Here is a 14,591-nt window from a genome sequence, read left to right as displayed (position 1 = left end):
CTGTTTTCATGCACGCTAGCCCTCTTATCATCACTTGCGTCGTCCTGTATCTGGCAATCGTCCTGTGCGTCGGCCTCTACCTGACGAAGAAGAAGGTCAAGAACTCAGACGACTTCGCCGTAGCGAACCGCAGCCTTCCGACCATCGTCCTCATCGGCACGCTTTTGGCGACTTGGTGCGGCGCGGGCGGCATCACCGGCTCGGCGAACCTTATATGGCAGAACGGGCCGCTCTTCGGCGTTCTCATTTTCATGGGCGCGCCGATAGGCATGCTGCTGCTCTATCTGGTGTCGGGCCGCGTGCGCGAGGCTACGACCTACACGATTCCCGAGCTTTTTGAGATACGCTACGGCACGGCCGCGCGCGTCATCGCCACTGTCTGCATAGTCTTAGGATACGTCGGCATCCTTTCGTCGCAGTTCACGGCGGCGGGCAGCCTTATCAACCTGACTACAGGTATCGACCTCAACACAGCCGTCGTCGCCTCCGCGCTGATAATGCTGGTGCTCGCTGTGACGGGAGGGATGGTCAGCGTCGCCTACACTGACGCAATAGGCGCGTTTCTGTTCGTCGGCGGCTTCCTCGTCGCGATACCGATTCTGTCCGGGCAGGTCGAGGGCGGATTCTTCGGCGTTTTCGCGAATCTTCCGCCGGGACGCGACACTTTCATCGGAAACCTAAACATCGTGCAGGCGCTCGGATATATCTTCCCGATATTCTTCCTCGTTCTCGGCGACCAGAATATGATCCAGCGCATGGGCGCGGCGAAGGACGTGAAGACGGCGAAGCAGTCGGGGATGGGGCTCGTAATATCCGAGATAGTCGTCTGCGCGCTCATCATCACTCTGACTACGACCGGCATCTATCTGCTTCCAAATATAGACAGGCCTGACACGGTCATCTTCCAGCTCGCAATCAACTTCCTGCCGCCGCTCTTCGGCGGGATACTGATGGCGGCCTGTATGTCCTTCATCATCACGACCGGCGACTCTTACGTGCTGACGATAGCGTCGAACGTCACCTACGACATCTGGCACCGTTTCCTGCACCGTGACGCGACCGACCGCGAGAAGCTCATGACGCTGCGCGTCTCGGCGGTCGCGATATCTGTGCTCGCATACGTCATGGGGCGCTTCTTCCCCGACATTCTATCCGTGCAGATGTACGCATATTCAATGTACGGCGCTTCCGTAACTCCGGCGCTCGTGTGCGCGCTTTTCGCGAAGAACGTGACGAAGGCCGGCGGCGTCTGCGGGATACTTGCGGGCGGAGTCGGAACTATAATATGGGAGATAGTCCTGCGCTCGCCCTTCGGCATCAAGAGCGCGATAATTACAGTGCCGCTCTCTTTCGCCGTGATTTTCATCGTCTCGGCTGTGACGAAGGGCGGCGGCGCAGTGCCTCTTTCCGAGGTCTACGGCGGCAAGAAGGCGTAGAGTAAAGGAGAATATGACGAATGAGCGAAGTTCTTGAGAGATTTCTTAAATACGTAAAGATAGACACGGAGTCGGCCTACAACCAGCCAGTCGTTCCAAGCACCGAAAAGCAGAAAGACCTCGCCGCGCTGCTTGCGGACGAGCTGCGCGAACTCGGAGCCGGGCGCGTAGCGGTTTCGGAGGCGGGGTGCGTTTACGGTAAGATTCCCGGCAACTGCGCCGGCGCTCCGTCGATAGGATTCTGCGCGCATCTCGACACTTCGCCGGACTTGCCCGGTAAGGACGTTAAGCCGCGCATAGTCGAAAATTACGACGGCGGGGACGTGACGCTGAACGAGGAGCTCGGAATCGTGCTGAGCCCCGAGAATTTCCCGCACATGAGGAATTACGCGGGCTGGGACCTCGTCGTGACGGACGGGACGACGCTGCTCGGCGCGGACGACAAGGCCGGGATTGCCGAGATTATGACGATGGCGAAGTATTTCCGCGACAACCCGGACGAGAAGCACGGCGACATAGAATTTTTCTTCCCGACCGACGAGGAGATAGGCTGCCTCGGAGCGAAGACTCTCGACAAATCGCTGTTCAGCCCCGATTTCGCATACACGCTCGACGGCGGTCCGCTCGGCGAGATAACCTACGAGACATTCAACGCAGCTTCGGCGCTCGTTACGGTGCGCGGCCTCAACATCCACCCCGGCCTCGCGAAGAACCAGATGAAGAATGCCATCCTCATCGCCGGCGAGTTCATCAACATGCTGCCGCCGGCGGAGACGCCGGAGCACACCGAGGGCTATGAGGGCTACTATCATGTGCTCGAGCTGCGCGGCGAGGTGGAGCTCACTGCGATTCGCCTTCTCCTGCGCGACCATGACGCTGAGAAGCTCGAGGCCAAGAAGCAAAGGCTGCGCGATATTGCTGAATTTCTTAACAAGGCATACGGAGAAGGGAACGTGACCGTCGAGATCGAGGATACGTACAGGAACATCGGCGAGGCGATAAAGCCGCGCTTCGAGATAGTCGAGGCGATTGCGGAGGCGATGAAGGCCGAGGGCGTCGAGCCGTTCTACACGCCGATGCGCGGCGGCACTGACGGCACGATACTCTCGTTCGACGGCGGCATCCCGTGCCCGAACATCTGCACCGGCGGGCACAACTTCCACGGACGCTACGAATACGTCCCCGTGCAGTCGATGGAGAAGATAGCCCGCATTCTTGCCGGAATAGTAAAAAGCTTCGCAAAATAACCGCGCCCGCGCCATCGAAAACCGTAGGGGAGGCGCGCGAAAGCCCGGCTCGGCCCGGTCTTCTCAGCCGCGCCGGACGGGATTTTCATAAAAACAGGCGGACGCCGCGAAAACAGACGCGGCGTCCGCGTTTTTTGTGCGCCCGCGTCTTGACTGCTCAGCGCGAATGATTTATTTTGTGGTGCAGTATACCTCTAAGGGGATGGGAATAGTGAAAATTATAGATTCACATGCACATGTGTATCCTGAATTTTTGGAAAAAGAACGGGACGCGATAGCCGCGCGCGAGCCGTGGTTCGCGCTGCTGTCGTCGTCGAAGGTGCAGAAATGGGGCACGGCGGAACAGCTGGTCGCCGCGATGGACGAGGCCGGGATAGAAAGCTCGCTCGTAACGACATTCGCCTTCCGCGACCAGGGGCTGTGCCGAGAGATGAACGACTACGTGCTTGACGCCGCGCGCCGCTTCCCCGGGCGCATACTGCCGCTCGCCGTCGTCTCGCCGACGCGCCCGGGAGCCGCGGAGGAGGCGGAGCGCGCGCTCGACGCCGGAGCTTTCGGCATAGGCGAGCTGTTCCCCGACGGGCAGTCGTTCGCTCTCTCGGACACGGTGCGGCTGCGCACGCTATGCGCGCTCTGCGAGGAGCGCGGCAGGTTCATGCTCTTCCACACGGCGGAGCAGGCGGGGCACCAGTACGCCGGCAAAGGCTCCTACGGCGCGCGCGAAGCGGCGGACTTCTGCCGCAAATTCCCGATGACGAAGGTCGTCTTCGCACACTTCGGAGGCGGCCTCTGGGCCTTCGAGGCGATGCCCGAGATGAAGCTGCTGCTCCAAAACGCGCGCTACGACACGGCGGCGTGGCCCTGGCTCTACGGCCCGGAGATAATGGACGCGATATTCGCGCAGGGCGCCGGCGGCAAAATATTCTTCGGCTCAGACTGGCCCATCCTCGGCCTGCCGCGCTACGAAAAGCTCGCCGCGCGGACGAAGCTCACCGAGGCGGACAAAGAAAAGCTCTTCGGCGGCAACGTCCGCGAATTTCTGGGAATCTAAGGCTATCCTGCATAAAGGCCGCGCTTCGCGCGGTCTTTATGCTATGCCTCCGGCGACTCGTAGACGCGCATCTTTGCGCCGTCGCCGCCGGCCGCGTACGCGATGTGCCGCCAGCCGTAACGCTCGTAGAGGTTTTCGTGTTCCGTGACGAGGTACAGCTTTTTGATTCCGGCAGCGCGCGCGGCGGCCAGCGCTGCGCCGAGCAGGCGGGGCGCGATTCCCCGGCGGCGGTGCGGCTCCTCGACGAAGAGCGCGCAGAGGTTCGGCGTTAGGTCGGTCCTGTCGTGGAAGTCGTTTTCTATGACGCCAGCGCCCGCTATCACCGCGCCGCATTCGTCCGTCACGACGTACCAGTTCGGGACGGCGGCGCTTTCGTCCGCAGCGGCCTGTCTCATGCTTTCCTCGTATTCTTCGGCCGCTATGCCCCATTTCGAGGCGAACCATACGGCGGCCTCGGGGATGAGCTCCTGGCGGGCGCTCAGGCTTATGATCTCGTACTCTGCGTTCATGGCTCACGCTCCGTTTCGCAGTTTGTCAGATTATACAGCGCGGGCTGCGTGGAATCGGCTCGGCGGACTTTTTTAAGCGGCGTGCGTTAGCGCCGTGTGCGCGCATAATATAAACAGGGCCCCGCGAGAGGCCCTGTCCGTTCCGTTTTTCGTCCGCGGCGCGCGTTTGCGCCGCGCCGGCCATTTCGGGCCGTTTACATCGCCTTCAGTATCTCGGCGTAGATTTCGTCGGCGAGCGGAAGGGCTTTGTCGAGGAGCGCCTGTCCGCCGCTGCGGTATTCTGAGACGAAGGCTTCGTCGTTGATGCCGGAGATGTTGATGAGCACGTTGAGCCACGCGCCCTGCACGGCGGCCTTGAGGCTGAGCGCGGCGCAGCCGAGGTCGCTCGCGGCGCTCGCGTTGAGGCGGCCTACGAGCGAGCGTGTGAGCTCGAGCGCCTCGCAGGAGAGCTGCATCATTTCGAACGGAGTCTTGGTGCAGCCCTTGAGGGCTTCCTGCATCGCGGCTTTGCGCGCGGCCTTCTGTTCGTCCGTGTCCTTCGGCATGGCGAAGACGGCGCTGACGGCGTTGAAAGCCTCGGTGTCGCGGTCGATCACGTCTACGAAGCGCGCCTTGAGGCCGTCTGCCTTTTTCTGCGATTCGACGGCTAGCTCCTGCACGTCGGCGTACTTTTTCTTGCCGACGGTGAGCGCGCAGACCATCGCGGTGAGAGCCGCTCCGAGCGCGCCCTCGAGAGCCGCCGCCGAGCCGCCGCCCGGGGCGGGAGCGTCGGAGGCCATCACGTTCACGAACTCGGCGACCTGCATCTCTGCGAGCTTCATGGCCTATTCTCCCTCTTCCATGTCGATGATGTGGTATTCCATCACCTGGTTGCGGCAGTCGAAGTTTTCAAGCTTGAGGTAGTACTCGGCGCAGTCGAGCAGAGCTTTCGCAGGCGTGAGGCCGACGAGCTCGCTGCCGACGATGTAGGTGCCGTAGCGTTTCGCGAGGCTGTCTACCATCTCGTAGACGACGGTGAGCGGGGTCACCTCGTAGTTGACCATGTTCATGGAGACCTGCGCGATGCCGCGGTCTTCAAGCATGAAGCCCATCGCCTTGCAGCACTTGAAGCCGCCGGAGGAGCCGCGGATGACCTTCGCTATCTTCTTCGCGATGTTCACGTCGGAGGTTGCGAGGTTGATGTTGAAGGCGACGAGCGGCATTCTCGCGCCAATCGCGGTGATGCCGGCGGTCGGGTGGATTTTGCGCTCGCCGAAGTCGGGCGCCCACTCGGGCTGGAGCAGCTTCTCGGGCATTCCCTCGAACTGTCCCTTGCGGACGTTGGCGAGGTTCACGCGGTCGGGCGACGTGGCGGAGTCTTCATAGAGGAAGCTGGGAATCTTGAGCTCTTCCCAGATGCGCTTGCCGAGGCGTTTGGACATCTCGACGCATTCCTCGACGGTCATGTTGACGGTCGGGACGAACGGGATGACGTCGGTCGCCCCCATGCGCGAGTGCTCGCCGTGGTGCTTCGTCATGTCTATGACCTCGGCGGCCTTCTTCGTGAGCCGGAAGGCGACTTCTTCAATCGCTTCGGGCGAGCCTATGAGCGTGAATACGCAGCGGTTGTGGTTGCCGTCGGTCTGCGCGTCGAACAGGGTGCAGCCGGGCACGCTTTTCGCGACTTCGACGAGCGCGTTGTAGGCGGCCTCGTCCTTTTCCTTGCTGCAGCTGAAATTCGGAATGCACTCAACAAGTTTGGTCATTGCTTCATGTTCCTCCTAGATATATTTTATGCGCGCCGCCGCGGATTTTGAAAAAGGGACGGGGGGCGGCGCGTCCACGTCCCGTGACGCCGTAACTGACTAGATTGTATCAAATCGCCGTAAAATAGATATAAAATCCGCGCGCCGTCCCCGCTTTTACTTGAGCACCGGGACGTAGGCGTTGATAAACCAGACGACGAACGGCTGATAGAATACGTCGATGAGGAACGCGCCGATAATCGGGACGATTATCATAGCCTTGCGCGACTCGCCGTAGCGCGCCTGTATCGTCGTCATGTTCGCGACCGCCGTCGGCGTCGAGCCTATGTCGTGGCCGATGAGGCCGGAGCACATGACGGCCGCGTCGTAGTTCTTGCCGAGGATGCGGAAGATGACGAAGTAAGTCAGCGCGATGAGGACGACGCACTGCGTGCAGAGCACGACGAGCAGCGGCAGGGCGAGCCCCGCGAGGTCGAGCAGGTTCATCGACATAAGCGCCATGCTGAGATACAGGCCGAGCGCGATGTCTCCGAAGCCGTCGTTGAAGCTGAGGCTGAACTGGTAGAGCCTGAACTTCTCGTTGATGTTGCGGACGAGCACCGCGAAGAACATCGAGCCGACGTAGGTCGGGATGCTCATGCCGATGACGCCGCCTATCCACGTGACGAGCATCGAGCCGAGCGCCATGCTGACGAAGACCGCCGTGAGGTTCTTCATGACGTTGCCGTAGTTAAGCTCGACAGCCTTTTCCTCGTAGTCGCTAACGTCCACGGAATAGTCCTTGTCGTCTTCGCACGGCGTAAGGCGGTACTTTTCGACGAGGCGGCGTCCGAGCGGGCCGCCGACGAGGCTCGCCACGACGAGGCCGAAGGTCGCGGAGGTGAGGCCGACGAGCTGCGCGCCGGGATAGCCCATCCCCTCGAGCGTAATGCCGTACGCCGTAGCGCCGCCGTGGCCGCCGACGAGCGCTATCGGGCCGGAGATGACGCCGTAGGCGGTGTCAAGGCCGACCATGTGCCCGACGCCGACGCCGAGCAGGGTCTGCATGACGGTAATGGCGACGTTGACGAGCCAGTAGATTATAAACAGCTTGCCGCCCGTCACGAGAACCTTGAGCGACGCACCGAGGCCGACCGTCGTAAAGAAAGCGAGCATAAAGACGTTCTGCAGGGAAGAATCGAACTTGAAGGCGACCGTCCCGGAGAGCGTAAAGCAGAGGTTGAGCAGGACGAAGAGGAAGCCTCCGACGACCGGGGCCGGAATGCAGAACTTCGTAAGGAAGCCCACCCGCTTGCGCACGGCTATGCCTATCAGCAGCAATATCGAGGCGAGCGTCATCGTCGCGATGTCGTCCAGCTTGATAGTCAGTATCGAATCGATGATTTCAAACGACATAAAAAAATGTCTCCTTCGCTTTATATTTTGGCGCTTACCAGGAGATTATACCGAGGCAAATAGCGACAGTCTCAGCAAATTCGCCTATTTTTCGTAAGATGTGAAAATTTTCTTGCGTTTGCACAAAGAATGGCGGAAAGCGTGAAAGAGGGGGCGAAGCGCGCCGGATACAGCCGGTTGACTTTATTGCGAAAATCCGGCGTTCGTCATGCCGCAGCATCCGGCGTCTCCAAATACCGCGGTGCATGGGCATTAAAAGCCGCCGGGCTCAGCGGCAGGCGCAGGGCCGCGCTGCTTCGGTTTTATAGTGCTTTAACTTTTACATAAAAACGACGCCGTTCCGCGACTCTTCTGCGCGGAACCTCCGTCCTAAACACTGAGGCTAAACAACGCGACATAACAACGCAAGCTGCTGCTGGGTACGGGACGGAGGCCCCAGCAGAGCCTGCCCCGCTTCATCGGGCACAGGGACGTTGCGGGGCGGTATATATTTTTTTATAAAAGTTAAAGAACTATAAGCCGGGCGGCGGCTATAGTTAATCAGCTATATACGCAAGAAACGGAGCCCGCGAGGGGCTCCGTTTCCGTTCGTTATGGGTTTTCGCCTGTTCCGCGCGCGAAGTTATTTTTTCTTCGCCGCGGCTTCGGCTATCGCGCGTTCGGCTTCGTCGAGGGGCTGCCAGCCGCCGCCGAGGGCTTTGAAGAGCTTTACGGCGTTGGTAGAGATCTGCCCGCCGCTCACTACGTACTGCTCGGAGAGCGAGGCGAGCGCGCTCTGCGCGTTGATTACGTTCGTGAAGTCTACGAGCCCCTGGGCGTATCTCTCGTTCGCGAGGTCGAGCGCGGCCTGCGCCGCGTCTACGCCGCTCTTGAGCGAGGCGTTGCGCGCGTATTCCTGTACGTTGTCGGAGAGCGCGTCGCGCACTTCGCCGACCGCGTTGAGGACGGTCTGTTCATAGGCCGCCAGGAGCTGCTCGGCGCGCGCGCCCTGGACTTTGATGTTCTTCGTTATCGCGCCGGCGTGGAAGATGGGCCAGCTTATCTGCGGAAGGAAGCTGTACATCTTGCCTGGGCCGTTGAAGAGCGAGCCTTCGTGCGCCTGCGTGCCTATCGCGCCCGTGAGGTAGAACTTGGGCCAGAGGTCGGCGCGCGCGGCTTTCTTGCGCGCTATCTGCGCGACGAGCTCGCGCTCCGCCTGTCTGATGTCGGGGCGCTGGCGTATCGCGTTCGCCGGTATGCCGATAAGCGCCGTGGACTCTATGCGCGGCACGGGCTTGTGCTCCATGAGCTCTTCCTCGAGCGTGCCGGGTATCTCGCCTATCAGTATCGCGAGCGCGTTCTTCGTCTGCTCTATCGAGGCTATTATCGTCGGTATCGTCGCGCGGGTCTGTTCCAGCGTGTACTGCGCCTGCTTCAGCGTCAGTTCGTCGGCGAGCCCGGCGTCCACGCGCGACTGCTGTATCGCGACCGTCTCTTCCTGCAGGCCGACGTTGTAGTTCGCTATGTCGAGCTGCTCCTGGAGCGTGCGCAGCGAGATGTAGTCCATCGCGACTTCCGCGGCGAGCGAGCTCCACGTCGAGTAGAGCATCGCGTACTGCGCCTGGAGCGTGGCCCTCTGCGCGCGCACCGAGGCGCGCTGTCCGCCGAAGATGTCTATCTCCCACGTCGCGTCGAGGCCGAGGCTGACGTACTGCTGGGCGCTGCCTGTGCCGCCGACTTCGACGGGCGTGCGGGCGTTGTTCCACGAGCCGTTGGCGTCAAGCCACGGAAGGAGGTTGGCTTCGCTGATGCCGAGCTGGTATCTCGCTTCACGGACGCTGGCGCGCGCGCTGGCGAGGTCGCGGTTCTTCTCGAGCGAGCGCATGATGAGCTCGGTCATCGTCGGGTCGCCGAAAACGTCCCACCAGCTCGCGAGCTTTTCTGGCGTGAGCTCTTCGGAGAGGTCCCCCGAGACATAGGCGACGGGATAGACCTGCGCGAGCTCCGTCCATTCGCCGTTCTTTATCTGTATGTCCTGCGACGTCGGCTCGGTCTTAGCCTCCGCCGCGAAGGCGGCGGAAGCCGCCGCCATTATCGCGAGCGCGGATATAGTGCATATCGTAAGTTTTTTCATTATCGCGCGCCTCCTGTTAATTCGCCTGTGCTTCGGCGTTCTTGTTTTTGCCCAGACGTGCCTTGACCGTTTCACGCAGTCCCTGGAAGAGGACCCAGAGCCCCGGTATGAGGAATATACCGATGCAGGTGGCCGCCATCATTCCGAAGAACAGCGTCGAACCGACGGCCTTGCGGCTCGCCGCGCCCGCTCCCGAGGCTACGAGCATCGGGGCCGCGCCGAGGACGCAGGTGAAGGCCGTCATAAGGACGGCGCGGAAACGTTCGCTCGCCGCCAGGGCCGCAGCCTGTATCAGAGGCAGCCCGTGCTGCTCGCGCTGTTCCTTCGCGAATTCGACGATGAGTATCGCGTTCTTCGAGGCAAGTCCGACGAGCAGGAGTATGCCGAGCTGTCCGTAGACGGAGAGCGGTATGCCCATGATGCGGAAGCCGACGAGGGCTCCGAGCATTGCCGTAGGCAGCGAGAGTATGACGGAGACCGGCGTGGACCAGCTTTCATACTGCGCGACGAGGAAGAGGAAGGCGAATACGACGGCTATGCAGAGAACCATCACGATGCCGCCCTGCGAGTGCTCTTCCTGGTAGGTCATTCCCGACCATTCGTAGGTGTAGCCTTCCGGCAGTACGCGCTGACCTATCTCGTGGACGCGCGCGATGCCCTGTCCGGTCGAGTAGCCCTGATTCATGACTATCGTGATGGCCGCGGTCGGGTAGAGGTTGTAGCGGTCGATGGAGCGCGGCGCGAGCGTCTTTCTCACGGTCGCGACGCTCTGGATCGGGACCTGTTCGCCGGTCGTGCTGCGGACGAATATCTCGCCTATGCGGTCGATGCTGTTTCTGTAGTTCCATTCGGACTGGAGCATGACGCGGTTGACCTGCGTGCCGATGTTGATGTCGTTGACGTAGTACGAGCCGAAGTAGGTCTGCAGCGTCGAGAATACCGTGCTGACGGGAACTTTAAGCAGCTCGGCCTTCTGGCGGTCGAGATCTACGAAAAGGTGCGGCGTGTCGGCCGTGTAGTCGCAGAAGGCGTAGTTGACTTCGGGAGCCTGGTTCAGCTCGCGCAGCATCACGCCCATGACCTCGGCGAGGCGCACCGGGTCGTTCTCTATCGTCGATTCGAGCCTCATGTCGATACCGGAGGCCATACCGAGTCCCTGAATGGCGGGCGGCGTAACGACGTTGATCTGCGCTCCCGGATATTTCGACGCGGCTTTGTTGACCTGCGCTACTATCGATGAGAGCGACTTCTCCGGCGTCTTACGGGTGCCCCACGGGTCGAGCGGCACGATTACCGACGAAACGTTTTCGCCGGAGCCGCCGAGGATGTTGTGTCCGTAAATGGCAAGCGCGCTGTCTACGCCAGGAATGGCGAGTATGTCGTCAATCAACGGTTTGACGATGGCTTCCGTTCTCGGTCTCGAGGCTCCTTCCGGAAGCTGCACGCTCGCGAAGACGACGCCCTGGTCTTCATCGGGGATGAAGGCCGTCGGCGAGAGCTTCAGAACCGTCCAGCAGCCAAAGGCGACGACCGCGAAGAGCAGCAGCGGCATGATCTTGTGGCGCGCTATGACGACGGCTCCGTTGACGTAGCCGCGCGTCGAGCTCGCGAGCGCGTTGTTGAACCACTTCAGCGGGCCGCGCTGCACCGGCTCCATCTCGCGCAGCATGTGCGCGCACATCGCGGGCGACATCGTAAGGGCGACAACGAGCGAGAAGCAGACCGCGAATCCAATCGTGACCGCGAACTGCTTGTAAATCTGTCCTGTGATTCCGGTCATGAAAGCGACGGGGACGAATATGGCGAGGAAGACGAGCGTCGTCGCCATCATAGGCCCTGTAACGTCCTTCATGGCCTGTATCGTAGCGGTCTTAGAGTCGCACTTGTCTCGTTCCATTATGAACTGCACTCGTTCGACGACGACGATGGCGTCGTCGACGACCGTTCCTATAACGAGGACGAGTCCGAAGAGCGAGAGGATGTTGATGGTGTAACCTACCGCGAGCAGCGCCGCGAAAGTTCCGAGCAGCGATACCGGTATCGCGACCGTCGGGACGAGCGTCGTGCGCCACTCCTGAAGGAAGAGGTAGCAGACGAAGATGACGAGCGCGAGGGTCATAAAGAGCGTGGTGATGATTTCTTTAATAGTCTCGCGGACGTATTCCGTCGAGTCATACTGCACGTTGATCTTCATGTCGTCGGGGAGCTGCGTCTCAATCTGGCTGATGACGTCGCGCACGCCCGCCATGACGTTGAGCGCGTTGGAGCCCGACGTCTGCGACATGGCTATCATCGCGGAGGGCTTGTTGTCCAGCTCTCCGTTGAAGTTGTAGGATTCGGCGCCGAGCTCTATACGCGAAACGTCGCGCAGATGCACTATCGCGCCGTCGGCGGTCGTCGTTACGACGATGTTTTCAAATTCGCTGACTTCGGTAAGGCGTCCCTTCGCCTGAAGGGTGTAGACGAGCGGGCTGTTGATGTCGCTGCCCGGGCGTCCGCCTATCGTTCCTATCGAGGCCTGACGGTTCTGGCTCTCGATCGCCGCCGCGACGTCCTCTATAGAAAGGCCGAGCGAGGTGATGCGCACAGGGTCGAGCCAGACGCGGATGCTGTACTTCGCTCCGTAGACCTGTACGTCTCCCATGCCGGAGACTCGCTGAAGTCTCGGGCGGATGTTCGCGTAGGCGTAGTTCATAAGCTCAAGCTCGCCGTATGTGCCGTTCGGCGATGTCAGAGCGAGGAATCCCAGCGTGTCGGAGAACGATGTCTCGACCGTGATGCCTTCGTCGACGACTTCTGACGGCAGCTGAGGCTGTACCTGCGTTATACGGTTCTGGACGCGGACGAGCGCCATGTCAGGGTCGGTTCCGGTCGCGAACGTTACGTAGAGCGTATAGTCGCCGTTGTTGCTCGAAGTCGAGTCCATATAGATCATGTCCTCGACGCCGTTGACGTTCTCTTCGAGCGGCGCGGCGAGCGTGTTCGCTATCGTCTGCGCGTCGGCTCCGCGGTAGGTCGTATTGACGCGTATCTGCGGCGGCGCGACCTCAGGGTACTGCTCGACCGGCAGCGAGAAGATAGATATGATACCCGCGATAGCGATGACGAGGCAGACGACCATCGCGAATCGCGGACGATCTATGAAAAATTTAGAGAACATTTTCTAGTTTCCCTCTTTCGCGGCCTCTCCGCCCTGCTGCGCGGCCTCGCCGCTTTCGGCCTGCGCCGCGCCTGTGTCTATCCTCACCTTAGCGCCCGGGGAGAGACGCTGGAGTCCGGCGACTACGACGTTCTCTCCGGCCTCAAGGCCGCTCACGACCTCGCGCAGCTGTCCGAACTCGCGTCCGAGCGTTATGCGCGCCTGACGCACTGTGTTGTCTGCGTTGACGACGTATGCGTAGTCGCCCTTTTCGTCGGCCATGACTGCTGTCTGCGGAACGGCGTTGACTATGCGGCTCTTGGCCGGTTTTGTGAAGACGCGGACCATTTCGCCCGGGATGAGCTCGCCGGCCTTGTTCTCAAAGCGCAGGCGCATCATTATCGTTCCCGTCGTCTGGTCTATCCTGTTGTCCTCAAAGTCGCGCTTACCGGGGAGGTTGTACTCCGTGCCGTTGCTGAGCGTGAGCTTCGTGTTGTAGACGGAACCGTCGCTCTTGAACAGCTCGAGCTGGTCGAGGTAGTCCCTGTCGGGCAGCGGGTAGGAGACGCGGATGGGGTCCATCTGCACTATCGAGGCGAGCTCCGTTACCGACGGCGTGACGTAGTTGCCCTTCGTGTAGAGCGCCTTGCCTATCTTGCCAGTTATCGGCGACGTGATGCGGCAGTAGTTGAGGTCTATCTGCGCGAGCCTGAGGTTGGCCTTGGCCTGCGCGACGGCGGCTTTGGTCTGGAGCAGGTTGCCCTCCGCCGTATCCCTGTCGGTCGCGGAGACGGCCTGTTCGCTCGCCGCCATTACGCGGTTGTAGTATTTCTCTGCCGTTACGAAGTTGGCCTCCGCCTGCTGCAGCTCGGCCTTGCGGAGCTGGACCGTCGCTTCATACTGCTTCGGGTCTATCTGGAACAGAAGCTCTCCCGCCTTGACTATCGAGCCTTCCTTGAAGCAGACTTTCGCTATCTCGCCGGAGATCTGCGGCTTGACGGAGACGGACTGTATCGACTCCACGCGCCCGACGTACTCGGAGGGCACGGACGAAGCGTCGAACTTCTCCACCTGCTTCACGACGACGACGGGCTCGGAGGCCGCCTGCTGGACGGGAGCGGACGAGCCGTCCTTCCACGCCTTATAGCCGAAGAAGACCGCGGCGATTACGACGACCGCGGCGACGATTTTCACGAGGCCCGACTTCGTCTTGCCATTGATCTCCACGTTCTTGTGTTCTCCATTTCCCTGCATTTTTCAGTGCCACCTACTCTTTCTCGTTTTTTATATATCTTTTCTCCCATTCACGGCAGGGATTGACGTCTTTATTCGCCGGCTTCCGGCGCGAGCTCTTTTCCGAGAGCGTCGAAAAGTATGTCGAGGCACCCAGGGAAATCCTCGGGCAGAGCCCCAGAGAGCTGGAGTATCCCTATCCCGTGGAAGATGCTCGTCAGCAGCAGCGCCGTCTTTTCGGCTGAGACCGACTTGCGTATCTTCCCATCCTTCTGCCTCGCCTCGATGTACGACGCTATCATCTTCACGTCGCGCAGCGTGGACTCGTGCATTATCTGATCTACGCGCTCCCGTATATCCTCGGGCCATTCGTAGCGGCGTATCATGAGCTTGTGGATTTTTTTCCAGTGCTCCTCGCTGCGCAGGCGCGTCATCGCGTTTTTGAAATACTCGCGCATCGGGTCGAGCGCCCCGATCTCCGTCTCGTAGAGGCTGATGGTCTTGTCCGGGCTCTCGCCGCAGCACTCTTCGATTATCTTGATAAGGATGTCCTGCTTGTTCTTAAAATGCCAGTAAAAGGCCCCCTTTGAAAGTCCTATCCTGGCCGTTATCTCCGAAACGGAGGCGTTCGCGAAATTTTTTTCGCCGAAGATTTCGAGCGCAGATTCCATAATGCTCGCCCTCGTGCGCATCGCCTCTTCCTTCGTTCTACGCATTTTTCAG

General features: G+C 60.6%; 11 protein-coding genes. 3 read left to right on the top strand and 8 right to left on the bottom strand.

The window, feature by feature from the left end:
• The first annotated feature begins 8 nt into the window (after window positions 1-8).
• The 3 genes from B5F39_RS03785 to B5F39_RS03775 all read left to right on the top strand — a co-directional run bounded on the left by B5F39_RS03785 (window position 9) and on the right by B5F39_RS03775 (window position 3,734).
• Complete coding sequence (locus B5F39_RS03785) at window positions 9-1,436, top strand: sodium:solute symporter family protein (RefSeq protein ID WP_087364125.1); 1,428 nt, start codon at window positions 9-11, stop codon at window positions 1,434-1,436.
• A 20-nt stretch (window positions 1,437-1,456) separates the two neighbouring features.
• Window positions 1,457-2,683, top strand: a complete 1,227-nt coding sequence (gene pepT / locus B5F39_RS03780) for a peptidase T (RefSeq protein ID WP_087364123.1) — start codon at window positions 1,457-1,459, stop codon at window positions 2,681-2,683.
• A 166-nt stretch (window positions 2,684-2,849) separates the two neighbouring features.
• Window positions 2,850-3,734 carry an amidohydrolase family protein gene (locus tag B5F39_RS03775; RefSeq protein WP_343217569.1) on the top strand — a complete coding sequence of 295 codons (885 nt, stop codon included), beginning with the start codon at window positions 2,850-2,852 and terminating at the stop codon, window positions 3,732-3,734.
• 41 nt (window positions 3,735-3,775) lie between these two features.
• On the opposite strand, the gene B5F39_RS03770 is transcribed toward B5F39_RS03775, so the two are convergent.
• The 8 genes from B5F39_RS03770 to B5F39_RS03735 form a co-directional block, all read right to left on the bottom strand.
• Window positions 3,776-4,243: a GNAT family N-acetyltransferase gene (locus B5F39_RS03770; protein ID WP_087364119.1), complete on the bottom strand. Its 468-nt coding sequence runs from the start codon at window positions 4,241-4,243 to the stop codon at window positions 3,776-3,778.
• Window positions 4,244-4,437: 194 nt separating this feature from the next.
• The gene (locus B5F39_RS03765) at window positions 4,438-5,064 is read right to left on the bottom strand and encodes a cyclodeaminase/cyclohydrolase family protein (protein ID WP_087364117.1); all 627 of its coding nucleotides are present in this window, start codon (window positions 5,062-5,064) and stop codon (window positions 4,438-4,440) included.
• A 3-nt stretch (window positions 5,065-5,067) separates the two neighbouring features.
• Entirely contained in the window at window positions 5,068-5,988 is a 921-nt protein-coding gene (ftcD, locus tag B5F39_RS03760) for a glutamate formimidoyltransferase (RefSeq protein WP_087364115.1), read from the bottom strand.
• 156 nt (window positions 5,989-6,144) lie between these two features.
• Window positions 6,145-7,383, bottom strand: a complete 1,239-nt coding sequence (gene gltS, locus B5F39_RS03755; protein ID WP_087364113.1) for a sodium/glutamate symporter — start codon at window positions 7,381-7,383, stop codon at window positions 6,145-6,147.
• A 622-nt stretch (window positions 7,384-8,005) separates the two neighbouring features.
• On the bottom strand, window positions 8,006-9,496 hold the full coding sequence (locus tag B5F39_RS03750; RefSeq protein WP_239391079.1) for a TolC family protein: 1,491 nt from the start codon (window positions 9,494-9,496) through the stop codon (window positions 8,006-8,008).
• Between the two features lie 16 nt (window positions 9,497-9,512).
• On the bottom strand, window positions 9,513-12,656 hold the full coding sequence (locus B5F39_RS03745) for an efflux RND transporter permease subunit (protein ID WP_087364111.1): 3,144 nt from the start codon (window positions 12,654-12,656) through the stop codon (window positions 9,513-9,515).
• A gap of 3 nt (window positions 12,657-12,659) precedes the next feature.
• Window positions 12,660-13,889, bottom strand: coding sequence for an efflux RND transporter periplasmic adaptor subunit (locus B5F39_RS03740; protein WP_087364109.1), 1,230 nt, complete (start codon window positions 13,887-13,889; stop codon window positions 12,660-12,662).
• 71 nt (window positions 13,890-13,960) lie between these two features.
• Complete coding sequence (locus B5F39_RS03735) at window positions 13,961-14,584, bottom strand: TetR/AcrR family transcriptional regulator (RefSeq protein ID WP_087364107.1); 624 nt, start codon at window positions 14,582-14,584, stop codon at window positions 13,961-13,963.
• Between the last annotated feature and the right edge of the window lie 7 nt (window positions 14,585-14,591).

This window comes from Cloacibacillus sp. An23 (assembly GCF_002159945.1).
GTDB lineage: Bacteria > Synergistota > Synergistia > Synergistales > Synergistaceae > Caccocola.
The sequence above is the reverse complement of the archived record's forward strand: the minus strand, read 5'-3'. Positions and strand labels throughout refer to the sequence as shown.

Coding starts and splice junctions, on each gene's coding strand:
- B5F39_RS03785 (WP_087364125.1), top strand. CDS start 9: ATGCACGCTAGCCCTCTTATCATCACTTGCGTCGTCCTGTATCTGGCA.
- pepT (WP_087364123.1), top strand. CDS start 1,457: ATGAGCGAAGTTCTTGAGAGATTTCTTAAATACGTAAAGATAGACACG.
- B5F39_RS03775 (WP_343217569.1), top strand. CDS start 2,850: ATGATTTATTTTGTGGTGCAGTATACCTCTAAGGGGATGGGAATAGTG.
- B5F39_RS03770 (WP_087364119.1), bottom strand. CDS start 4,243: ATGAACGCAGAGTACGAGATCATAAGCCTGAGCGCCCGCCAGGAGCTC.
- B5F39_RS03765 (WP_087364117.1), bottom strand. CDS start 5,064: ATGAAGCTCGCAGAGATGCAGGTCGCCGAGTTCGTGAACGTGATGGCC.
- ftcD (WP_087364115.1), bottom strand. CDS start 5,988: ATGACCAAACTTGTTGAGTGCATTCCGAATTTCAGCTGCAGCAAGGAA.
- gltS (WP_087364113.1), bottom strand. CDS start 7,383: ATGTCGTTTGAAATCATCGATTCGATACTGACTATCAAGCTGGACGAC.
- B5F39_RS03750 (WP_239391079.1), bottom strand. CDS start 9,496: ATGAAAAAACTTACGATATGCACTATATCCGCGCTCGCGATAATGGCG.
- B5F39_RS03745 (WP_087364111.1), bottom strand. CDS start 12,656: ATGTTCTCTAAATTTTTCATAGATCGTCCGCGATTCGCGATGGTCGTC.
- B5F39_RS03740 (WP_087364109.1), bottom strand. CDS start 13,889: ATGCAGGGAAATGGAGAACACAAGAACGTGGAGATCAATGGCAAGACG.
- B5F39_RS03735 (WP_087364107.1), bottom strand. CDS start 14,584: ATGCGTAGAACGAAGGAAGAGGCGATGCGCACGAGGGCGAGCATTATG.